Here is a 21,669-nt window from a genome sequence, read left to right on the forward strand (position 1 = left end):
GGAAGAAAAAGGCAAACCCGTTCTCCCCTTTATCAACATTCTTTTTTAAAGGTTTGAAACATGAATGATTCGGTTGTCGCCGAGATTGTGAGAAACCAGCGCAAGTTGGAAGGCAAGCGTTGGTTGATTGTGTTGATGTTTTTAATCATCGCGGCGGTCAGTTTTTTATTCGACATCGCCACCGGCCCTGCGATGACGGACACGCTGCCGGTCGGCGAAGTGGTCAATGTTTTGCTGGGCAAACCCGAAGTCGATGAAATGAACCGCCTGATTGTGATGGATTTGCGCCTGCCGATCGCGGTGATGGCCTTGGTGGTCGGTGCGGCTTTGGGTGTCGGCGGTGCGGAGATTCAGACGCTCTTGAACAATCCGATGGCCAGCCCTTATACACTGGGCTTGGCGGCGGCGGCAGGTTTGGGCGCGTCGGTGGTGATTGCGTTCGGCGGTTTCGGGCTGCCTGAAACGGTCGCCGTCCCCATCGGGGCGTTTGTAATGACCATGCTGGCTTCAGGCATCTTGTTTCTGTTTGCTTCGGCGCGCCGCTTCAACTCGGCGATGCTGGTGTTGGTGGGGATTGCGCTGTTGTTTCTGTTTCAGTCGATTTTGTCGCTGATTCAGTTTATCGCCGCGCCTGAGATTTCGCAGCAGATTCTGTTTTGGCTGTTCGGCAGTTTGACCAAGGCGACTTGGGAGACGGTCATCGTTACGGCGGCGGTTACGGCGGTATGCGTGTTTCTGCTTTCGCGCGACGTGTGGAAGCTGACCGCGTTGCGCTTGGGCGAAGAACGCGCCGTCGGGCTGGGCATCAATCTGCAACTTTTGCGCCTGAAAACGCTGGTGTTGGTGGCGGTGATGACGGCGACGGCAATCAGTTTTGTCGGCGTGATCGGCTTTATCGGCTTGGTTGCCCCTCATGTGGCGCGGATTCTTTTGGGCGAAGACCAGCGTTTCTTCCTGCCCGGCGCGATGTTGGCGGGGGCGGCGTTTTTATCGGTGGCCAGCGTGTTGTCCAAGGTGATTATCCCCGGCGCGCTGTTTCCGGTGGGGATTGTTACGTCGTTTGTCGGCGTACCGTTCTTCTTCTGGATTGTATTAACGAAACGATAGGCCGTCTGAAATGTTGAAACTTGAAAACGTACACATCCGGCGCGGCGATTATGTGGTTGCCGACAGTATCGATTTGACGCTGGAACAAGGCAAAGTCTATTCCGTGCTCGGCCCGAACGGCACGGGCAAATCCTCGCTGATGAAAACGATTTTCGGCGAAGTAGCGCACAAAGGCACCATCCGCTACGGCGACGAAGTGTTGAGCAAAATCCACCTGCAAAGCTGGCGCAAACGCATAGGCTATATGCCGCAGGATACCGCCGCCGAAGCCTCGCTGACCGCACTGGAAGTCGTGTTGCTCGGCCGCATGGACGCGCTGCATATGCACGTCGGCGACGAACTGCTGCACGAAGCCGCAAGTATCATGGCGGAACTGGGCATCGGCCATCTGGCGCACCGAGACGTCATGCGGCTTTCCGGCGGACAGCGACAGCTCGTCATGTTCGCCCAAGTCATGCTGCGCCGCCCCGAAATCCTGATGCTGGACGAACCAGTCAGCGCGCTGGATATGCACCATCAGCTCAATCTTTTGGAGCGCGTGGTGCAATACACGCACGAACACAATCTGGTTACGCTGATGGTCTTGCACGATTTGAGCCTCGCCGCGCAATTTTCAGACGGCGTGATTCTGCTCGGCGAAGGCAAAGTACAGGCGCAGGGCGCGCCGCAGGACGTATTGCGGGCGGACATGATCGGCAGGCTGTACAAGGTGGATATCGAACTTTTATACGACAGCAAAGGCCTGCCCGTTATCCGCCCGATGCGGCAGAGTGCTTAACTTGACCACTCCTGCAAATGTCAGATTTGAGCATCCGGCCTGCAAACTCCCTGCAACTTATCCCCTCTCCCGCGGGAGAGGGTTAGGGAGAGGGCGGTAAGCCCAAGGTTTACCTCTCCGACTCATCAGCCCGTCCCATATTTTTTATCCTTAGAAAGGACTCCCTCCATGAAAAAATCCCTCTTCCTCCTCATGCTGACCGCCTCCCTCGGCGCATACGCCGCCAACCACGAAATCAAAATGCTCGACAACGGCAAAGACGGCAGCATGGTGTTCGAGCCCGGCTACGTCAACGCCAAAGTCGGCGACACCGTAACCTTCAAAGCCACCAACAGCGGACACTGGGTGCAAAGCAAAGCCCTGCCCGAGGGCGTTGCCGACTTCCTCTCCGAAGACGGCAAAGACTTCACCCTCAAACTCGACAAAGAAGGCGTGTACGTCTATACCTGCCCGCCGCACCGCATGATGAACATGAGCGGCGTGATTCAGGTCGGCAAACCGGTGAACAAAGCCAAAGCGCAAGCCGTTGTCGATGAAATGGAAAACCGCGCCATGCAAAGCAAAGGCCGTCTGAAAAAATACATGGCGCAAGTGAAGTAAAAGCGTTTATTCCTGAATCAAAGGCCGTCTGAAACCTTTCAGACGGCCTGTTTCCTTTGCGTAAAACACGCATCAAGGCTATATCTTCCGTTTCAGTTTCCGATAAAATAGGCCTATTCCGACACAAGACCCGTAAGCATGATACGCCGCCTTTACGCCACGCTGTGGCACCTCGCCCCCTTCCTGATCCGCCGCCACCTGCGCCGCCGCGCCCTCAAATCCCCAGCCTATCTCGAGCATTGGGACGAGCGTTTCGGGCAGGCGTATCCCAATCCCGTACAACGCCCGATTTGGATACACGCCGTATCCGTCGGCGAAACGCGTGCGGCCGAACCTTTGGTGCAGGCATTACGCCGCCATTTTCCCGACTCGCCGTTTCTGATTACCCAAATGACGCCAACCGGCCGCGCCACCGCGCAATCCCTGTTTCCCGATGCGCAATGCCGTTACCTGCCCTACGACAAATCCGAATGGGTCGCCCGATTTTTAGCCGAACACCGCCCCATCTGCGGCATTTTGATGGAAACCGAAATCTGGCCCAACCTGATGCACGGCTGCAAAAAAGCAGGCATTCCCCTCTTTTTGGCCAACGCGCGCCTCTCCGAAAAATCCCAACGCGGCTACCTCAAAATCCGCAAGCTGGTCGAGCCTGCCATGCAGACCCTCTCCGGCTGCTTTGCCCAAACCGCCGCCGATGCCGAACGCCTGCACCTCATCGGCGCATCCAACGTCCACGTCTGCGGCAATACCAAATACGACATCGCCCCCCCCGACGACCTGCGTCCGCTTGCCGCCGCCTTTAAAGAGCGCATCGGCGCACGAGCCGTCGTCGTCTGCGCCAGCACGCGCGTGTATAAAGGCACAGACGAAGCCGAGCTGCTCCTCAAAGCATGGCAGGGCTACCGCGGCAATGCCTTGCTGGTCATCGTCCCGCGCCACCCTGAAAACTTTCAGACGGCCTACGATACCGCCAAATCGCTTGGTTATACCGTGCAAAAACGCAGCGACAGACAACCCGTTTCCCCCGACACACAGGTTTGGATAGGCGACAGCATGGGCGAACTTGCCGCCTACTACCTCAGCGCAGACATTGCCTTCGTCGGCGGCAGCCTCGTTGATGCCGGCTGCCAAAACATCATCGAACCCATCTCCTGCCGCGTCCCCACCCTCTTCGGCTACTCCAACTACAACTTCACCCAAGCCTGCAAAGGCGCAGTCGAAGCCAAAGCCGCCGTCCGCGTCGAAACCGCCGAAGTCTGGTACAGAACCACGCGCCAATACCTCGACGACGAAACGCTGCGCCAACAGCTGATCAGCCACACCGAGCAATTCATTTCGCAACACCAAGGCGCCAGTGCCAAAATTGCCAAAGCGATTGCAGATTGTTTGAATCAGCGTTAGCCCAATCCCTCCAAACAAATTTCCATAAAAAGGCCGTCTGAAACCCCAATTTTTTGGATTTCAGACGGCCTTTTCTCAACCTACAAACTTAGCGTCCTGCTTTCAACACGCGGCGTGCAAATACGAACATACCGAAAACAAAAAACGCCAAGCCCAGCCATTTGGCGGCCGTATCCCAGTTTTCCAGGTTCAGGGCCAAAGGCGCATCCGAACCGCCGTTGGTTACGGAGAAGGCGATGATAAACGCCATAATCACACCGATCAGGCTCTCGCCGACAATCAAACCGGCGGAGAACAGCGTACCAATACGTTCCGCATTTTTCAGACGGCCTTCACGGTTTTCTTGACGGCGGGCGATGACGGATTTCAACACCGCCGCCAATACCGCGCCGATCACAATCGGCATATTCACAGACGGCGGCAGGTAAATGCCCATGCCCACGGCCAATACCGGCAAAGCACGCTTGCCGCCGGAAGATTTGCGCAATGTGAAATCGACCGCAATCAACGCCACGCCGATGGCCACGCCGGTGAAAATATAATCCCATTGCAGATTGTGCGAGAAAATACCTTGGGCGATGGTGGTCATCAAAGTTGCCTGAGGAGCAGCAAGGGCTTGGGCCGCATCCATGCCTTCACGCGGCATCGCGCCGGTAAAGCCGTAGGCTTCATACAAAAGCTCCAATACAGGTGAAATCACCACGGCACCGACAACGCAGCCGACAATCAGCGCAACCTGCTGTTTCCAAGGCGTTGCTTTTACCAGATAACCCGTTTTCAAATCCTGCAGGTTGTCATTGGAAATCGAAGCCACACAAATCACAGACGCGCCGCAAAACAGCGTCAACGCCAGCAGGAATTTGCGGTTTGCCTCATCCGCCATCAAGCCGCCGGATTCGCCGACCAACAGCAACACCAGCGAAATAATGACGATAGAGACGATGCCCACACCCGAAATCGGGCTGGAAGACGAACCGACCAAACCGGCCATATAACCACAAGCCGCCGCCACCAAAAAGCCGATAATCGAAGCCAGCAGCGTACATACGACCACCAACAGCCAAGCCAAACCGCCGGAAATATGCGAGTCGCCGATAAAGTGGAAGAAGGACACGCCCAACACCAGCATCATCGCCAACACCCAGGCAATCATCGCCTTAGGCGACAAATCCTGTTCCGTCCGCTCGGTCATCTGCGCGCCGCCGAAATTGCGGAAAGACAGGCGCATACCCTCGACCATCGGTTTCATCAAAGTCAACAGCGTCCAAATAGCCGCAATACCGATCGTACCCGCGCCGATAAAACGGACTTTTTCCTTCCACAAAGACATCGCAAAAGGAATCATCTCCATATCGGCAGGTTGCGGAATATGCGCCGACAAATAAGGCACGGCCACACCCCAGGCAATCGAAATACCCAGCAAAATCGCGATACCGCCGGTCAGGCCGACCAAATAGCCTGCGCCCAGCAAGGCCAGTGAAAAGCCCATCGGCACTTGGAACACCGACGCGCCGCCTTTAAACCAAAAGCTCGCGCTGTCCGCCACCACACGCAAACCGCTTGCGCAAAAGCTCATTAAACCAGCCAATGCACCCCCCGACACCAATTCCTTGATACCGCTGCCGCCTTCCTGTTGGTCCGCATCATGGTCGCCGACCTTCAAAATCTCAGCCGCCGCCACGCCTTCCGGATAAGGCAAATCGCTCTTCACCACCATCGCATAACGCAAAGGCACAGTGAAAATCACGCCCAAAATACCGCCGGACATACACAGCAGCGTTGTCTGCCAAAACGGAAAGCCCGCCCAATAACCGGCCATCAGCAAACCCGGCAAGATAAAAATAATACTGGAGAGCGTACCCGCAGCCGAAGCCTGAGTCTGCACCATATTATTTTCCAGAATATTGCTGCCTTTAAAAAACTTCAAAACCGCCATCGAAATTACCGCAGCCGGAATCGAAGACGCAAAAGTCAGGCCCACCTTCAAGCCCAAATACACATTGGATGCTGTAAAAATCACCGTAATCAACGCGCCGAGTATCATCCCCCGCAGCGTCAGTTCACGGAAACTCGCATAAGGATCAACCGCCTGTTTCATAAAAATCTTCCTGTATCAGGTAAACAATCAAATCAAAACTTTTCAGACGGCCTTTTGATACATCCATCAGGCCGTCTGAAAAGCCTCTCTCTTACCATTTTAATAAACTATCCGATTACACGCAAAAGCCCTATTTATTTTCATTTGACGTCAAACAATAAAATCATATCGATACAGACGTTTGGGGCAGTTTGACGGTTTCAGGTAAAATAACGCCAAATTCATCAACCGTTCAGAAAGCCGCCGCCATGTATTCACTCGTCCGCCCCATCCTATTTCGTTTCGATGCAGAAAAGGCCCATCATTTCACGCTCAACAGTTTGCGTTCTATCGAAAAACTCGGCCTGCTGCCCAAGGTGGACAGCCACACCCGACCAACCGAGCTGATGGGTTTGCAGCTGCCCAATCCGGTCGGCTTGGCGGCAGGTTTGGATAAAAACGGCGAGTGTATCGATGCGTTTGCCGCTTTGGGTTTCGGCTTTGTCGAAATCGGCACGGTAACGCCCAAGTCGCAGCCGGGTAATCCGCAGCCGCGCCTTTTCCGCGTTCCCGAGCACCAAGGCATCATCAACCGCATGGGTTTCAACAACCACGGCATCGACGCGATGATCCGCAACATTGAAAACAGCCGCTTTAAAGGCATTTTGGGCATCAACATCGGCAAAAATGCCGTTACGCCGATTGAAAACGCGGCCGACGATTATCTGATTTGTTTGGAAAAAACCTACGCCCACGCAAGCTACATCACGGTCAATATTTCCTCACCCAATACGAAAAACCTGCGCGCCTTGCAGGGCGGCGACGAGTTGAGCGCATTGTTGGAAGCCTTGAAAAACAAACAGGCGCAACTGGCGGCCGCGCATGGTAAATATGTGCCGCTGGCGGTCAAAATCGCGCCGGATTTGGACGAAGCGCAAATCGACGACATCGCCCATGTGGTCAAATCCGTGGAGATGGACGGCATCATCGCCACCAACACGACCATCGACAAATCAAGCTTGGGCAGCCATCCGCTCGCAGGCGAACAAGGCGGCTTGAGCGGTTTGCCCGTACGCGAAAAAAGCAATCAGGTGTTGAAACTTTTGGCAGAACGCATTGACGGCAAGCTGCCGATTATCGGCGTCGGCGGCATCATGAACGGCGCGGACGCGGCAGAAAAAATCCGCTTGGGTGCCAGTGCGGTGCAGGTGTACAGCGGTTTGATTTATCGCGGCCCTGAGTTGATTAAAGAGTGTTTGGCTGCGTTGAAATAATACTTTTCCAAAAATAAGGCCATCTGAAATCTTTCAGACGGCCTTTTGATATGCTTTCATTCTTCAAACAGATTGCCTTGTGCCAATAAGGTTTTGACCGGTGCGAAATCGCGACGGTGTTCCGGCAAGACACCATATTGTTTCAACGCGGCCAAATGTTGCGCCGTGCCGTAGCCTTTGTGGCGGTCAAACCCGTATTGCGGATAGCGTTTCGCCAATTCATACATTTCCGCATCACGCGCGGTTTTGGCCAAAACCGAAGCGGCAGAGATTTCAATAATTTTGCTATCGCCTTTGACCACGGCTTCGGCAGGGACATTCAAATCTTTCGGCACGCGGTTGCCGTCTATCCACACTTTGTCGGGCACGACCGACAGCCCCTCGACTGCGCGCTTCATAGCAGCCATGGTTGCGTGCAGGATGTTCAGTTTCAGGATTTCGTCGGGGTCGGCAAAGGCAATGCTCCACGCAACCGCCTGTTCCTTAATCATCTGCGCCAACATATCGCGCTTTTTTTCGCTCAGCTTTTTTGAGTCGGTCAAACCCGGCAGGTCAAAATGTTCCGGCAAAATCACTGCCGCCGCAAATACGCTGCCGACCAAAGGGCCGCGTCCCGCTTCGTCCACGCCTGCGCTTAAAACCGTCGCCATTTTTTCACCGCCTGTCTGATTCAAAGCCGCCATTATATCCGCTTGCGGCAGATAAAATCCGCAATAGGACAAATCGTTTGGGAGCAGTTCAAATTTCATCTGCTTTACCAATCAGTTATAATTTACATCTCCACATACCCATACGTCTTACAACATGCCTGCCCAATCCGAACGCCTCCATTTTTCCGAACGCTGGCTCAACGCCTACGAACGCTACCGCTATCGCCGCCATATCCACGCCTTCCGCCTCGGTTTGGCGATCGTGTTCTCCACCCTGTTGGCCAAAGTCTTCCACCTGCAACACGGCGAGTGGATCGGCATGACCGTCTTTGTCGTCCTCGGTATGCTGCAATTCCAAGGCGCGATTTACTCCAAAGCAGTCGAACGCATGCTCGGCACGGCCATCGGTTTGGGCGTCGGGTTGGCCGTTTTATGGTTGAACCAGCATTATTTGCAAGACGGCGTTTTCTTCTATCTGATTATCGGTGCCGCCAGCGCGGTGGCCGGTTGGTCGGCAGTCGGCAAAAACGGCTATGTCGCCATGCTTGCCGGTTTGACCATGTGCATGCTCATCGGCGACAGCAGCCACCATTGGCTTGACAGCGGCCTGATGCGCGCCATGAACGTTTTGATTGGTGCCGCCATCGCCATTGCCGCCGCCAAACTCCTGCCCCTGCGCTCCACCCTGATGTGGCGCTTCATGCTTGCCGACAACCTCACCGACTGCGCCAAAATGATTGCCGAAATCAGCAACGGCAAACGCATGACGCGCGAGCGTTTGGAACAAAACATGATTAAAATGCGCCAAATCAACGCCCGTATGGTCAAAAGCCGCAGCCATCTGGCCGCCACATCCGGCGAAAGCCACATCAGCAACAATATGATGGAAGCCATGCAGCATGCTCACCGCAAAATCGTCAACACCACCGAGCTGCTCCTGACTACCGCCGCCAAACTGCGCGCGCCCACGCTCAACGAAAGCGAAATCCGCCTGCTCGACCGCCATTTCAACCAACTCCAACGCGAGCTGCGCCTGACCGTCCGCCTCATCAAAGGCCACTACGCCCGCCGCATCCGCATCGATACTTCGCTCAATACCGAACTAAGCAAACCGGCCGCCCGCCTGCATTACGAATGGCAAGGCTTCCTCTGGCTCAGTACCAATATGCGTAACGAAATCGCCGCATTGGTGATCCTGTTGCAACGTTCGCGCAATAAATGGTTGGACAAAAAAGAGTTACTGCGCCTCAAAGAACACCTACGCAACGATAACCGATCCGGAGCAACAATAGGCCGTCTGAAAAACACAAACTCAAAATAAAAGACAAAAGCAAATTAGCCGCCGACATCATCGGTCAATAAAAAAGGCCGTCTGAAACCCAATGGTTCAGACGGCCTTTCAATCAATCCAAGCAACAATAAATGCCGCATAAAGCAAAATCCCCTGCGATTGCAGGGGATTTTTATATTTGGTTGCGGGAGCAGGATTCGAACCTACGACCTTCGGGTTATGAGCCCGACGAGCTACCATGCTGCTCCATCCCGCGTCAGAAGTTGTAACTATACGGAAAGACGGAATCGCTGTCAAGCGTTTTTGACAGAAAATGCGAAAAACGCCGCTTTACAAAAAACCGTCCGCATGGTTTAATTTTCGTTAATAAAGAAACAGGGGTGCTGCTTTCAAACCGAGCGGCTGAGAAATACCCTTTACACCCGAACAGGATAATACCTGCGTGGGGAGTTTCGGCAAATGTGATTTTAAACGGTTGATTGAAGATATCCACAAGGCCGTCTGAAAAAAAAGCAATGCTCCTGTTTCCATTTCATAACCGAGAAACAGGAGCAATTTTTTATGACTACCGCTAAAAAAACCGGCGATGAGGCGCGCCGTCTTTCCGACTTGAGCGAAGACATCGGCATCCGCTTCCAATATCCCAATTCCGACCGCGTCTATATCCCAGGCAGCCGCGCCGACATCCGCGTGCCTTTGCGCGAAATCCGTCAGGACGACACCTACACGGCGCAAGGTACGGAAGCCAATCCGCCAATTCCGGTGTACGACACCAGCGGCGCATACGGCGATCCGGCGGCGCACATCGACCTAAAACAAGGTTTGCCACACGTCCGCACCGCATGGCTGGAGGAACGCGGCGATACCGAAATCCTGCCCAAGCTTTCCAGCGAATACGGCACCGAACGCGCGCACGATCCGAAAACCGCCCATCTGCGCTTCAACCAAATCACCCGCCCGCGCCGCGCCAAAGCCGGCCACAATGTAACCCAGCTTCACTACGCCCGCCAAGGTATCATCACGCCGGAGATGGAGTTTGTCGCCATACGCGAACGCATGAAGCTGGACGAGCTTTTCAGACGGCCTGAATACGCCAAGCTCTTGAAACAACACGCAGGGCAAAGTTTCGGCGCGAATATCCCGACCCACCCCGACCAAATCACGCCCGAATTTGTGCGCCAAGAAATCGCCGCCGGACGCGCAATTATCCCTGCCAACATCAACCACCCCGAACTCGAACCGATGATTATCGGCCGCAACTTCCGCGTCAAAATCAACGGCAACTTGGGCAACTCCGCTGTAACCTCCAGCCTGACCGAAGAAGTCGAAAAAATGGTGTGGTCGCTGCGTTGGGGCGCGGACACGATTATGGACTTATCCACAGGCGCGCACATCCACGAAACGCGCGAATGGATTATCCGCAACGCGCCCGTCCCCATCGGCACCGTGCCGATTTACCAAGCTTTGGAAAAAACCGGCGGCATCGCCGAAGACCTGACTTGGGATTTGGTGCGCGACACCTTAATCGAGCAGGCAGAACAAGGCGTGGACTATTTCACCCTGCACGCAGGCGTATTGTTGCGCTATGTGCCGATGACGGCCGACCGCCTCACCGGCATCGTATCGCGCGGTGGCTCCATCATGGCGAAATGGTGCCTTGCCCATCATCAGGAAAACTTCCTTTACACACATTTCGACGAAATCTGCGAAATCATGAAAGCCTACGACGTGTCGTTCAGCCTCGGCGACGGCCTGCGTCCCGGCTGCATTGCCGATGCCAACGACGAATCCCAATTCGCCGAGCTGCACACCTTGGGCGAATTGACCGCCAAAGCGTGGGAACACGACGTACAAGTCATGATCGAAGGCCCAGGCCATGTACCGTTACAACGCGTCAAAGAAAACATGACCGAAGAGCTGCAACACTGCTTTGAAGCGCCTTTCTACACCCTTGGTCCGCTCGTTACCGACATCGCCCCCGGCTACGACCACATCACCTCGGGCATAGGCGCGACCAATATCGGCTGGTACGGCACAGCCATGCTTTGCTACGTGACCCCGAAAGAGCATCTCGGCCTGCCCGACAAAGAAGACGTGCGCACCGGCATCATCACCTACAAACTCGCCGCCCACGCCGCCGACCTCGCCAAAGGCTGGCCGGGCGCACAGTTGCGCGACAACGCCCTGAGCAAGGCGCGTTTCGAGTTCCGCTGGCGCGACCAATTCCGCTTAAGCCTCGACCCCGAACGCGCCGAAAGCTTCCACGACGAAACCCTGCCCGCCGAAGGCGCGAAAATCGCCCACTTCTGCTCAATGTGCGGCCCCAAATTCTGCTCAATGAAAATCACGCAGGAAGTGCGCGACTACGCCGACAAGCAAAAAGCCCAACGGCAGGGCATGGAAGAAAAAGCGATTGAGTTCGTCAAAAAAGGAGCGAAGCTTTACAGTTAAAACATAAAACAAGAAAAGGCCGTCTGAAAATGTTTCAGACGGCCTTTTTAGTGAATAGCCTTTAAGCCAAAGCAATAGCACTACGGCTGCCTATTTTTCCACCCTGCGGAAATGGTGCGGACGGAAACCGAGCGCGGCGAGGGAAACAAAGTAGAGGCCACCTCCCAAGGCAATCAGGACGCAGAGTTGTCCTGCTTTTTTAAAGCCGCCGACGTGCACCCATTCAAACGGCAGATAAGATTGCGCCAGCCACAAACCGCCGCCCATGACGACCAAAGAGATGACCATTTTGACCAAAAACGTTGCCCATCCTTTAACGGGGCGGTAAATGCCGTGTTTGCGCAAAAGGAAAAACAGCAAACCTGCATTCAGACATGCGCCCAAACCGATAGCGAGGGATAGGCCGACGTGTTTGAGCGGCGAAATGAAGGCAAGGTTCATCACCTGTGTACAAATCAGCGTGAAAATAGCGACCTTAACGGGGGTTTTGATGTTTTGGCGCGCATAGAAGCCGGGTGCCAACACTTTAATCATAATCAGACCGATCAAGCCGAAGGAATAGGCAATCAGCGCGTATTGGGTCATTTGCGCGTCGTGCAGCGTAAATTCACGGTACATGAACAAGGTCGTAACCAGAGGGAAAGACAACACGGCAAGTCCAACGGCGGCAGGCAGGGTCAGCAGCATACACAAGCGCAAACCCCAGTCGAGCAGGCCGGAAAACTGCTCGGTATCCTGACTGGCGGCGTGTTTGGACAAGGTAGGTAATAAGATTGTACCGAGTGCTACGCCCAAAACGCCGGTAGGCAATTCCATCAGCCGGTCGGCGTAATACATCCATGACACGCTGCCGGACTGCAAAAACGAAGCAAAAATAGTGTTGATAACTAAGGAAATCTGCGCCACGCTCACGCCCAAAATAGCCGGCGCCATTTGTTTCATCACGCGGTTGACCGCTGCGTCTTTAAAGCTGAGTTTGGGCATTTTCAAGAAGCCCAGTTTCGCCAACCAAGGCAGTTGGAACACCAGCTGCAACACGCCGCCGACAAATACCGCCCACGCTAAAGCCATAACAGGCGGATCAAAATACGGTACGAAGAACAGGGAAAAGACGATAAAGGAGATGTTCAAAAAAGTCGGCGTAAAAGCGGGAATACCGAATTTATGATAGGAATTGAGTATCGAACCGACAAAAGACGACAAGGAAATCAAAAAGATATAAGGAAACGTCACCCGCAGCAGGTCGATGGAAAGCTGAAACTTATCGGCATCTTTGGCAAAACCGGGCGCGGAAACATAAATCACCCACGGCGCGGCAAGTATGCCCAGCGCGGTAACAATGACCAACACAAACGACAACATACCGGCCACATGACGTACAAATGCCTGCGTGGCTTCGGGTGAGCGGGTTTCTTTGTATTCTGCCAAAATCGGTACGAAGGCTTGGGCAAATGCGCCCTCTGCAAACACGCGCCGCAGCAGGTTGGGCAGTTTAAACGCGACAAAAAACGCATCTGTCGCCATGCCTGCACCAAACGCACGGGCGATAATCGTATCGCGCACAAAGCCCAAAATGCGTGACACCATCGTCAGGCTGCCAACCTTGGCCAAGGCTCCCAATAAATTCATGTATTTTCCTTACTTGTCTTTCAGTCCGTCTGAAAATCCGGCTTCTTCCAATACTGCCGCCGCCGCCAATGCCGCCGTATCTTTTTTCAACAGCAGATGCAAGGCTTGGAAATCCTGTTCCAACGCGGCCACGGCTTCAGGGTGGTCATACCAGTCTGCCACGGCCTGCGCCAGTTTTTCAGGGACGGCATCGTGTTGCAGCAGCTCGGGAACGGCGGCTTTACCCAACAGAATATTGGGTAAACCGACATGCGGCACTTTGATTTTGTTTTTCACATACGCATAAGTCAGCGGCGAAATTTTGTAGCTGATGACCATAGGCCGTTTACACAAGGCCACTTCCAAAGTCGCCGTACCGCTGGTGACCAATACCACGTCGGCAGCGGTGCAAACCGTATCCGACTGCTTGTCGGTCAGCGTGATGGGAAGAGAGGCGAACTCAGGCTGCGCCAAAATTTCGCTAATGCGTTTGCGCGTTGCGGCCGTTGCCACAGGCAGCAAAAACTGTGCCTGCGGGTAACATTTCAACAGCAATAAGGCCGTCTGAAAAAATACCGACGCCATGTAATCGATTTCGCTCACGCGGCTGCCGGGCAATATGGCAAACACGGGCACGTCCGCAGGCACGCCCAGCTTCTGCCGCGCCGCCGCCCTATCCGCTTCCACGGGCATGGTTTGCGCCATCGGATGGCCGACAAACTCGGCCTTGCCTCCGGCATCGATATATAGCTGCGGCTCCATCGGAAACAGGCACAACACGCGGTTGACCTGATGCACGATTTTATTGACCCGTTCGCGCCGCCACGCCCAAACCGACGGGCTGACGTAATGAATAGTATGAATACCTGCCTGCTTGAGTTTTTCCGCCACGCCGAGATTGAAGTCCGGCGCATCGATGCCGATAAACACATCCGGCTTAAGGCGGATTAAATCGTTCACCAGCCCTTTGCGGATTTTCAAAATCTGCGGCAGGCGTTTGATGACCTCAACAAAACCGCGCACCGCCAGCTTTTCCTGATCGTACAAACTCTCGAAACCCTCCGCCTTCATGCGCTCGCCGCCGATGCCGGTAAACCGCGCATTCGGGCAACGCGCCTTAATGGCACGGATTAAGTGTGCGCCGAGCAAGTCGCCGGAAGCTTCGCCGACGCTGATGGCGATAAGGGGGGAGGGATTGGAGTTCATGTGTTGTTGAGGTTCGGAAGCTAAAAGATTTGGGGGCGGACATTTGCCCGCCCGTTTTCAGACGGCATCAGTAGCAAACGGACAGGAAACCTGCCCTACTGCGCGGATTTTTGCAATCCAAAGGCCGTCTGAAAAAGTTTCAGACGGCCTTCAATCCATCCATCAACGGATAATGCCGCGTGTGGATTGTGTAAAAAAGTCTTTAAATACCGCCAATTCGCTTTGGGTTTCGGCGCGTTTCAGAATGTCTGCCTTGGCCTCTTCAAACGGAATGCCGCGATGGTAAATGGTTTTATACACATCTTTGACGGAGGCAATCTGCTCGGCCGTGAAACCGTTGCGGCGCATACCTTCACTGTTGAGGCCGGCCGGTTCGGCGCGGTAGCCAGCAGCCATGAAGTACGGTGGTACGTCTTTGTGTACGCCGGCAGCAAACGCGGTCATGGCGTAGTCGCCGATTTGGCAGAACTGGAACACCAGCGTGTAGCCGCCCAAGACGACGTAGTCGCCGATGGTAACATGCCCTGCGAGTGAGGCGTTGTTGGCGAAGATGGTATGGTTGCCGACCACGCAGTCATGAGCGAGGTGGCAGTAGGCCATAATCCAGTTGTCGTCGCCGATACGGGTTTCGCCGATGCCGGTGACCGTACCGAGGTTGAACGTCGTAAATTCGCGGATGGTATTGCCGTTGCCTATAATCAGCTTGGTCGGCTCGTCGCGGTATTTTTTGTCCTGCGGAATTTCGCCGAGGCTGGCAAATTGGAAAATGCGGTTGTTTTCACCGATGGTCGTATGGCCGTTGATGACGACGTGCGGGCCGATTTCGGTATTCGCACCGATTTGCACATTGGGGCCGATGATGCTGTATGGGCCGACTTTGACGCTGGAGTCGAGTTCGGCTTTAGGGTCGATGACGGCGGTCGGATGGATAAGGGTCATGCTGTCTCCTTGCTGTCTGATACAGGTATTGCCTGCAAGATGCCGTCTGAACTTTCAGACGGCCTGTCCCATTCTTACACCACGCGTTTGGCGCACATAATCACGGCTTCAACCGCAACTTGGCCGTCGACTTTGGCAACGGCGTTGAATTTGCCAATACCGCGTTTGTTGGTCAGCAGCTCGACTTCAAAAACCAGTTGGTCGCCGGGGATGACTTGGCGTTTGAAACGAGCGTCGTCGATACCGGCGAAGAAGAAGAATTCGTTTTCTTTGCGGCCACCTTCGCTGAGGATGGCGAGTGTGCCGCACGCTTGCGCCATAGCTTCGATAATCAACACGCCGGGCATCACGGGCAGGTCGGGAAAATGGCCTTGGAACTGCGGCTCGTTCATGGTGACGTTTTTAATCGCAGTCAGGGTTTTCATCGGTTCGAACGCGGTAATGCGGTCGAGTTGCAAAAACGGATAGCGGTGTGGGATAAGTTTTTGAATGTCTTTGGCTTCGATCGGGAGTTGTACGTCCATGATGTTCGTCTTTCCTTGTTTGTATTGGGTTTAAACGTATTCGGATGCGGGGCGCGGACTGTTTGCGCCGCCTTTAGGCTTCGTCGCTGTCGGCAAGCTGTTTTTCCAGCGTTTTGAGGCGTTTGTTCATTTCGCTCAAACGGTGGATATAAACGGCATTGCGCGCCCAGTCTTTGTAGCCCGACATCGGGAAAATACCGGCCAGATGCTGGCCGCTTTCGGTAATGCTGTGGGTAACGGATGTTCCGCCGCCGATGGTGGTTTTATCGGCGATTTCAATGTGTCCGACCGTGCCGACGCCGCCGCCGATAATACAATAATTGCCGATGGTGACGCTGCCGGAAATACCGGTTTTGGCGGCAATCACGGTGTGCGAACCGATTTTGCAGTTGTGACCGATTTGGACTTGGTTGTCGATTTTGGTGCCGTTGCCGACGGTCGTGTCGCTCATTGCGCCGCGGTCGATATTGGTGTTTGAACCGATTTCCACATCATCGCCCAGCGTGACCGCACCGGTTTGCGGAATTTTAAACCATGAATCACCGGCAAAGGCCAAGCCGAAACCGTCCGCACCGATGACTGCGCCGCTGTGGATTTCAACACGGTTGCCCAAAGTGCAACCGTAATAGATGACAGCGTTGGGATGCAACACGACTTCATCACCCAAGGTGCAATTGTGTTGGACAACGGCATTGGCCAAAATACGGCAGCCTTCGCCCAATACGGCATTCGCGCCGATATAGGCATTCGCGCCGATTTCGCAGCTTGCCGGCACTTTGGCGCCTGCCTCGACAACAGCGGTCGGATGTACGCCGCCCTGTGCTTTGACAATCGGCGAGAACAATCGTGCCACTTTGGCAAAATAAAGATAAGGGTCGGCAGCCACAATCAGGTTGCGGCCTGTAAATTCGTCTGCGGCTTTCGGCGACACAATCACTGCGCCTGCTTGGCTGTCGTGTACTTCGGCTTTGTATTTCGGATTGGCCAAAAAGCTGATGTGTTCCGCCTGCGCCTGATCCAACGGACGGACGGCGGTAATGGCGATGTCTTCGCCTTTCCATTCGCCGCCGAGTTGGGAAACGATTTGGGACAGGGTGTATGCTTGTGAAGTCATGATAATCTGCCGTCAAGATGTCAGGCCGTCTGAAAGATGCCGGTTTGGGTTTCAGACGGCCTTAGGTTTGTCTGTATGGTTACATTCGCTGCCGAGCAGGGTCAGTTTGCGTTTAGGGCTTTGATAACGCTGTCGGTAATGTCGTAGCGGCCGTTGACGTAAATCACGTCCTGCAAGATGAAGTCGTAACCTTCGCGCTTGGCCAAATCGACGATGACGCGGTTGGCATTTTGCTGGAGCGCGGCGAATTCTTCATTGCGGCGCAGGTTGTAGTCTTCAGCCAACTCGGTCTGCTGCTTGCGGAATTTCTGTACCAGATTGCGCCATTTTTGGGTTTCCGCTTCCCTTTGGCTGTCGCTGAGCTTGTCGCTACTCAGTTTTCGCTCCAAAGCCTCGCCTTCCTGCTGCAGCTTTTGCAAGGCGGTTTGACGGCTTTTGAACTCTTTTTCCAAAGTCATCTGAATGTTTTGCGCCTGCTTGGATTCCTGATAAACGCGCTCGGTATTGATAAAACCGATTTTCTGCACGCCATCCGCCGCCGCTTGCGGCAACAGCACGAAACCCGGCAGGGCTACGGCGAGGATTCGGAGGGTGTCGGCTATTTTACTCATGATAAAAATCCTTGCTTGAAAACAAACGGGCGGTTTGCAATAAGCTTGCCGCCAATCTGCCATGAGGCCGTCTGAAACGGACAAACCCGGTTTCAGACGGCCTAAACATCATCAGAATGTCGTACCGAGTTGGAATTGGAAGCGTTGGATTTCGTCGCCTTCTTTTTTCTTAATCGGATAAGCATAACTGAACTTCATCGGACCTAGCGGAGAGAGCCAGGTCACGGCAGCACCGGCAGAGTAACGCAATTCGTTTTTGAATGTCGATTTGTGCGTTGTGCCTACGCCATATACGTTTTGGAGCGCGCCATTGGTGTAATAAGAATTGCTGCTGCTGTCGTTGTAGGTTTTGTCGTCCCACACACTGCCCGCATCAGCAAACAGGCTCAGACGGACGGTACGCGAGTCTTTAATACCCGGCATTGGGAAGAGCAACTCTGCGGAAACGTTGGCTTTTTTGTTACCGCCGTAGCTGATTTTCTCGCCGTATTCGTCATAGACTTTCGGGCCCAGCGTACCGCTTTCAAAGCCGCGGACGGATCCTAAACCGCCGCCGTAGAAGTTTTCAAAGAATGGCATGGTTTTGGTTTTGCCGTAGCCGTTGCCATAACCGACTTCGCCACCCAGCATCAACGTGAAATCTTTGCTCAACGGGAAGAACCAGGTTTGGTTGTGGGTCAGGGTATAGTATTGCAGGTCGCTGCCCGGCAAAGCGATTTCGCCATTTACGCCGGTCAGGTAACCGCGGGTCGGCCACAAGGCATTGTCAGTTTTATTGCGTCCCCAGCCAATGGTACCTTTGTACAACCAGCCTTTGAAGTTACCTACGCCGCTGCCGTCGCCTTTACCATATTGGTTGATAAAGTCGGCATAGCGTTTAGGCGCGCCTTTGTAGGTGTTCACGGTCAGACGCTCTGCGGCCAAACCGAAGTTCACACGGTCATATTCGGTAACTGGAATACCAATACGCAAACCGCCGCCGAAAGTCGTGGTTTTATACTGTTTCGCGCTGGAAGAAGCTTTACGCGGGTCGTAAGTCTTGCCGTAAAGGTCGTAGCCCAAGCTTACGCCGTCAGGTGTGAAGTATGGGTCGGTAAACGACAACGAGCCGTTTACTGTGGTTTTACTGCGGGAAGCACGCAGGGCAACGGATTTACCCGTACCGAACAGGTTGTCTTGAGCCACGCCGGCAGACATCACCAAACCGGTATCCTGAACCCAACCTGCGCTCAAGTCGAGCGAGCCGGTAGAACGTTCGGTCAGGCTCATGTTCAGGTCAACTTGGTCAGGCGTATTGGCCACAGGAACCGCATCAAATTGAACGTTGTCGAAGTAGCCCAACAACTCAACGCGCTCTTTAGAACGTTGCAGTTTGGCAGAGTCGTAAGGAGCCGATTCCATTTGGCGCAACTCACGGCGGATAACTTCGTCACGGGTTTTGTTGTTGCCGGTAATGTTGATTTCGTTTACATAGATTTTGCGGCCCGGTTGAACGGTCAGCACGAAATCAACGGTATGTGTTTCGGCATTTGGAATCGGTTGGACATTGATTTCGCTGAATGCGTAACCTGCCTGACCCATGCGGTTTTGAATGGCTTCGAGCGAATTGGACATTTGCGCGCGCTCGTACCATTTGCCCGGCTTCATGGTCAGCAGTTTTTCCAAATCTTCTTTCGGCACTTCCAGCGTATCGCCTTCGATGCGTACATTACCCCAACGGAAGCGGTCGCCTTCGCTGACGGTTACTTTAATGGTCTGCTTGGTTTTATCTTCGTTGGTTTGGATATCGGTATCCAAAATGCGGAAGTTGAAGTAGCCGTTGTTTTGATAGAAATTGGTAATTTTTTCCATGTCCTGAGCAAATTTTTGCTCATTGAACTGGTTGCTCTTCGTGATCCAAGTCCACATGCCGCCTTCGCTCAGGGACATTTGTTTCATCAGACGGCGGTCGGAGTAAACTTCGTTGCCCTCAAATGAAATATCGGTAATCTTGGTAGATTTTCCCTCTTCGATGGCAATATCGATAGACACTCGGTTGCGGGCAAGTTTGGTTACGGTCGGAGTGATTTGGACAGACTGTTTACCACGGCTCAAATACTCTTCTTTCAAACCGGCAACAGCTTGGTTCAGCGTTGCTTGGTTGAAGTATTGGGATTGTGCCAAACCAAATGCTTCAAGGTTTTTCTTGATGGCATCGTTTTGCAGCATTTTCGCGCCGGTAATATTGAGCGAGCTGATGGTCGGACGCTCAATCACGGTCAACAGGACTTGATTGTCCATGGTCTCGACGCGTACGTCGTCAAAGAAACCGGTTGCGTAGAGTTTTTTGATGATTTCTTCACTGCGCGCATCATTGAAATTATCACCGACTTTAACGGGCAGGTAGTTAAAGACGGTACTCGGCTCGGTGCGTTGCAGGCCTTCGACGCGGATGTCCTGAATGGTAAAGTCAGCCAATGCCAGTGGAGACAGGCTCAATACCATTAAAGCGGAAGCAATCTGGTTCAGTTTCATAAATTATCCAAACAAACGGTTGATGTCATTAAAGAAAGCCACAGCCATCATCAAAAGCATAGCTGCCAGTCCGAAGCGCAGGCCGACTGCCTGTATGCGCTCGCTCAAAGGCTTTCCGCGTATCCATTCGGCGGTATAGAAAACCAGATGTCCGCCGTCTAAAACGGGCACGGGCAAAAGGTTCAACACGCCTAAGCTGATGCTGACCAAGGCCAGAAATTCGAGGTAGCTCTGCAATCCGAGTTTGGCGGATTGTCCGGCGACATCAGCAATGGTCAAGGGGCCGGAAATATGGTTCAAAGAGGCATTACCTGTAACCAGTTTTCCGAAAAATTTGAGGGTCGTCCACGAATAGTTGACGGTTTTGTTCCAACCCAATTCAAAGGCTTGGGCAACGGAAGGCGTATAACGGTAGCGGATGGTTTTATCCCACTCTTTATCCGCCTGGGCGGCAAGCCCTGCTCTACCCACCAGCACGCCTGCCGACTGCTCGACGCTGTCCGGCCGGATAGCGGTCGCCAGTATTTTACCGTCGCGCTCGTAAGTCAGCTCGATTCGTTTGCCGGGGCTGGCGCGGAAAAGTTCCGTCCATTCCTGCCAGCTTTCGATGGGCTTCCCATCGGCGGTCAGCAGTTTGTCGTTTTCCTTCAAACCTGCTTTTTCGGCCGGACTATTGGTCAAGACTTTGCCGATGCGGTTAGTAATTCTAAAAGGCAAAAGGCCGATGTTGCCTTGGCTTTTCGCAACTTTACCTGCTTCAGGTGTGCCGGCGGCATCAATTATGCGGATGGCTTGGGTATTTGAGGCCGTCTGAACAGCGACTTTTACAGGGCCGGCTTCAAGGTTCAACACCATCTCGGTTTGCGCATCGCTCCAGTCTTTAACGGCGATTCCGTTGACCGATACAATTTTATCGCCTGCCTGAAAACCTGCTTTGGCGGCAATACTGGCAGGCTCGACCATGCCGACATAAGGGCGCAACTCGGTTACGCCGAAGGAAAAGCTCAAACCATAAAGCAAAACGGCCAAAATCAAATTGGTCAAAGGACCGGCGGCGACAATGGCGATGCGCTTGGCCGGATGCTGCTTGTCAAAGGCGTACGGCAAATCTGCTTCTGCCACCTCGCCTTCGCGCGTATCGACCATTTTAACGTAACCGCCCAGCGGAATCGGGGCAAGACACCACTCAGTATCGCCACGTTTTCGGGTGAAAAAGGGCTTACCGAAGCCGACGGAAAAGCGCACGACTTTAACGCCGCACCAGCGGGCAACAATATAGTGTCCGAACTCATGCAAGCTGACCAAAATCAAAATGGCGACGATAAAGGCTAAAAAGGTTTGCAAAAAAATCCCCTGAGTGGAATGTGATGATCAACGGATAAGGCCGTCAGAAAACCGATTATAAAGGCAGTTGTTCCATTTTGTCTGCCTAAATGCCAAGCGGTTGACGTTTCAGACGGCCTGTCATTTAAACGGACACATCAGACAGACACAATCCGATTTTTTCAGCCGGCAGAGGAAACA

17 protein-coding genes, 1 tRNA gene and 1 riboswitch are annotated in these 21,669 nt (G+C 53.7%); of the genes, 7 read left to right on the plus strand and 11 right to left on the minus strand.

The window, feature by feature from the left end:
* Positions 1–60: 60 nt before the first annotated feature.
* From ACTHS8_RS05650 to waaA, 4 genes are all read left to right on the plus strand, one after another.
* Entirely contained in the window at positions 61–1,107 is a 1,047-nt protein-coding gene (locus ACTHS8_RS05650) for a FecCD family ABC transporter permease (protein ID WP_049335771.1), read from the plus strand.
* Between the two features lie 10 nt (positions 1,108–1,117).
* On the plus strand, positions 1,118–1,885 hold the full coding sequence (locus tag ACTHS8_RS05655) for an ABC transporter ATP-binding protein (protein WP_440373203.1): 768 nt from the start codon (positions 1,118–1,120) through the stop codon (positions 1,883–1,885).
* Between the two features lie 168 nt (positions 1,886–2,053).
* A complete protein-coding gene (locus ACTHS8_RS05660; protein WP_314597747.1) occupies positions 2,054–2,485 on the plus strand; it encodes a plastocyanin/azurin family copper-binding protein in 432 nt (143 codons plus the stop codon).
* 138 nt (positions 2,486–2,623) lie between these two features.
* Positions 2,624–3,886, plus strand: coding sequence for a lipid IV(A) 3-deoxy-D-manno-octulosonic acid transferase (waaA, locus tag ACTHS8_RS05665; protein WP_440373204.1), 1,263 nt, complete (start codon positions 2,624–2,626; stop codon positions 3,884–3,886).
* 88 nt (positions 3,887–3,974) lie between these two features.
* Here waaA and ACTHS8_RS05670 read toward each other — a convergent pair whose 3' ends face one another.
* The gene (locus ACTHS8_RS05670) at positions 3,975–5,984 is read right to left on the minus strand and encodes an OPT family oligopeptide transporter (RefSeq protein ID WP_070606341.1); all 2,010 of its coding nucleotides are present in this window, start codon (positions 5,982–5,984) and stop codon (positions 3,975–3,977) included.
* A 248-nt stretch (positions 5,985–6,232) separates the two neighbouring features.
* On the opposite strand from ACTHS8_RS05670, the gene ACTHS8_RS05675 reads away from it, so the two are divergent.
* Entirely contained in the window at positions 6,233–7,237 is a 1,005-nt protein-coding gene (locus tag ACTHS8_RS05675; protein ID WP_440373205.1) for a quinone-dependent dihydroorotate dehydrogenase, read from the plus strand.
* A gap of 56 nt (positions 7,238–7,293) precedes the next feature.
* On the opposite strand, the gene rnhB is transcribed toward ACTHS8_RS05675, so the two are convergent.
* Positions 7,294–7,887 carry a ribonuclease HII gene (gene rnhB / locus ACTHS8_RS05680; RefSeq protein ID WP_440373242.1) on the minus strand — a complete coding sequence of 198 codons (594 nt, stop codon included), beginning with the start codon at positions 7,885–7,887 and terminating at the stop codon, positions 7,294–7,296.
* A gap of 154 nt (positions 7,888–8,041) precedes the next feature.
* On the opposite strand from rnhB, the gene ACTHS8_RS05685 reads away from it, so the two are divergent.
* Positions 8,042–9,208 carry an FUSC family protein gene (locus tag ACTHS8_RS05685; RefSeq protein WP_440373206.1) on the plus strand — a complete coding sequence of 389 codons (1,167 nt, stop codon included), beginning with the start codon at positions 8,042–8,044 and terminating at the stop codon, positions 9,206–9,208.
* Between the two features lie 149 nt (positions 9,209–9,357).
* On the opposite strand, the gene ACTHS8_RS05690 is transcribed toward ACTHS8_RS05685, so the two are convergent.
* Positions 9,358–9,434, minus strand: a tRNA-Met gene (locus tag ACTHS8_RS05690).
* Positions 9,435–9,544: 110 nt separating this feature from the next.
* Positions 9,545–9,644: riboswitch (TPP riboswitch) on the plus strand.
* A 95-nt stretch (positions 9,645–9,739) separates the two neighbouring features.
* Between ACTHS8_RS05690 and thiC the strand changes: the two genes are divergently transcribed.
* Positions 9,740–11,629 carry a phosphomethylpyrimidine synthase ThiC gene (gene thiC, locus ACTHS8_RS05695; RefSeq protein WP_440373207.1) on the plus strand — a complete coding sequence of 630 codons (1,890 nt, stop codon included), beginning with the start codon at positions 9,740–9,742 and terminating at the stop codon, positions 11,627–11,629.
* A gap of 90 nt (positions 11,630–11,719) precedes the next feature.
* Here the strand turns inward: thiC and murJ are convergent, their stop codons facing one another.
* From murJ to rseP, 8 genes are all read right to left on the minus strand, one after another.
* A complete protein-coding gene (gene murJ / locus ACTHS8_RS05700) occupies positions 11,720–13,258 on the minus strand; it encodes a murein biosynthesis integral membrane protein MurJ (RefSeq protein ID WP_440373208.1) in 1,539 nt (512 codons plus the stop codon).
* Between the two features lie 9 nt (positions 13,259–13,267).
* The gene (gene lpxB / locus ACTHS8_RS05705; RefSeq protein WP_440373209.1) at positions 13,268–14,443 is read right to left on the minus strand and encodes a lipid-A-disaccharide synthase; all 1,176 of its coding nucleotides are present in this window, start codon (positions 14,441–14,443) and stop codon (positions 13,268–13,270) included.
* Positions 14,444–14,605: 162 nt separating this feature from the next.
* Positions 14,606–15,382 (minus strand): acyl-ACP--UDP-N-acetylglucosamine O-acyltransferase, encoded by a 777-nt coding sequence (lpxA, locus tag ACTHS8_RS05710; protein WP_440373210.1) that lies wholly within the window; start codon positions 15,380–15,382, stop codon positions 14,606–14,608.
* A gap of 74 nt (positions 15,383–15,456) precedes the next feature.
* The gene (fabZ, locus tag ACTHS8_RS05715; protein WP_003681704.1) at positions 15,457–15,906 is read right to left on the minus strand and encodes a 3-hydroxyacyl-ACP dehydratase FabZ; all 450 of its coding nucleotides are present in this window, start codon (positions 15,904–15,906) and stop codon (positions 15,457–15,459) included.
* 73 nt (positions 15,907–15,979) lie between these two features.
* Positions 15,980–17,020, minus strand: coding sequence for a UDP-3-O-(3-hydroxymyristoyl)glucosamine N-acyltransferase (lpxD, locus tag ACTHS8_RS05720; RefSeq protein WP_107768629.1), 1,041 nt, complete (start codon positions 17,018–17,020; stop codon positions 15,980–15,982).
* A gap of 101 nt (positions 17,021–17,121) precedes the next feature.
* A complete protein-coding gene (locus tag ACTHS8_RS05725; RefSeq protein WP_314589768.1) occupies positions 17,122–17,631 on the minus strand; it encodes an OmpH family outer membrane protein in 510 nt (169 codons plus the stop codon).
* 111 nt (positions 17,632–17,742) lie between these two features.
* Positions 17,743–20,145 (minus strand): outer membrane protein assembly factor BamA, encoded by a 2,403-nt coding sequence (gene bamA / locus ACTHS8_RS05730; RefSeq protein ID WP_314589769.1) that lies wholly within the window; start codon positions 20,143–20,145, stop codon positions 17,743–17,745.
* Between the two features lie 3 nt (positions 20,146–20,148).
* A complete protein-coding gene (gene rseP / locus ACTHS8_RS05735; RefSeq protein WP_314589770.1) occupies positions 20,149–21,489 on the minus strand; it encodes an RIP metalloprotease RseP in 1,341 nt (446 codons plus the stop codon).
* Between the last annotated feature and the right edge of the window lie 180 nt (positions 21,490–21,669).

Origin of the sequence: Neisseria sp. P0016.S008 (assembly GCF_051957775.1) — a bacterium.
GTDB lineage: Bacteria > Pseudomonadota > Gammaproteobacteria > Burkholderiales > Neisseriaceae > Neisseria > Neisseria flavescens_B.

Coding starts and splice junctions, on each gene's coding strand:
- ACTHS8_RS05655 (WP_440373203.1), top strand. CDS start 1,118: ATGTTGAAACTTGAAAACGTACACATCCGGCGCGGCGATTATGTGGTT.
- ACTHS8_RS05725 (WP_314589768.1), bottom strand. CDS start 17,631: ATGAGTAAAATAGCCGACACCCTCCGAATCCTCGCCGTAGCCCTGCCG.
- ACTHS8_RS05660 (WP_314597747.1), top strand. CDS start 2,054: ATGAAAAAATCCCTCTTCCTCCTCATGCTGACCGCCTCCCTCGGCGCA.
- bamA (WP_314589769.1), bottom strand. CDS start 20,145: ATGAAACTGAACCAGATTGCTTCCGCTTTAATGGTATTGAGCCTGTCT.
- murJ (WP_440373208.1), bottom strand. CDS start 13,258: ATGAATTTATTGGGAGCCTTGGCCAAGGTTGGCAGCCTGACGATGGTG.
- rnhB (WP_440373242.1), bottom strand. CDS start 7,887: ATGGCGACGGTTTTAAGCGCAGGCGTGGACGAAGCGGGACGCGGCCCT.
- waaA (WP_440373204.1), top strand. CDS start 2,624: ATGATACGCCGCCTTTACGCCACGCTGTGGCACCTCGCCCCCTTCCTG.
- fabZ (WP_003681704.1), bottom strand. CDS start 15,906: ATGGACGTACAACTCCCGATCGAAGCCAAAGACATTCAAAAACTTATC.
- thiC (WP_440373207.1), top strand. CDS start 9,740: ATGACTACCGCTAAAAAAACCGGCGATGAGGCGCGCCGTCTTTCCGAC.
- ACTHS8_RS05670 (WP_070606341.1), bottom strand. CDS start 5,984: ATGAAACAGGCGGTTGATCCTTATGCGAGTTTCCGTGAACTGACGCTG.
- ACTHS8_RS05650 (WP_049335771.1), top strand. CDS start 61: ATGAATGATTCGGTTGTCGCCGAGATTGTGAGAAACCAGCGCAAGTTG.
- lpxB (WP_440373209.1), bottom strand. CDS start 14,443: ATGAACTCCAATCCCTCCCCCCTTATCGCCATCAGCGTCGGCGAAGCT.
- ACTHS8_RS05675 (WP_440373205.1), top strand. CDS start 6,233: ATGTATTCACTCGTCCGCCCCATCCTATTTCGTTTCGATGCAGAAAAG.
- ACTHS8_RS05685 (WP_440373206.1), top strand. CDS start 8,042: ATGCCTGCCCAATCCGAACGCCTCCATTTTTCCGAACGCTGGCTCAAC.
- lpxD (WP_107768629.1), bottom strand. CDS start 17,020: ATGACTTCACAAGCATACACCCTGTCCCAAATCGTTTCCCAACTCGGC.
- lpxA (WP_440373210.1), bottom strand. CDS start 15,382: ATGACCCTTATCCATCCGACCGCCGTCATCGACCCTAAAGCCGAACTC.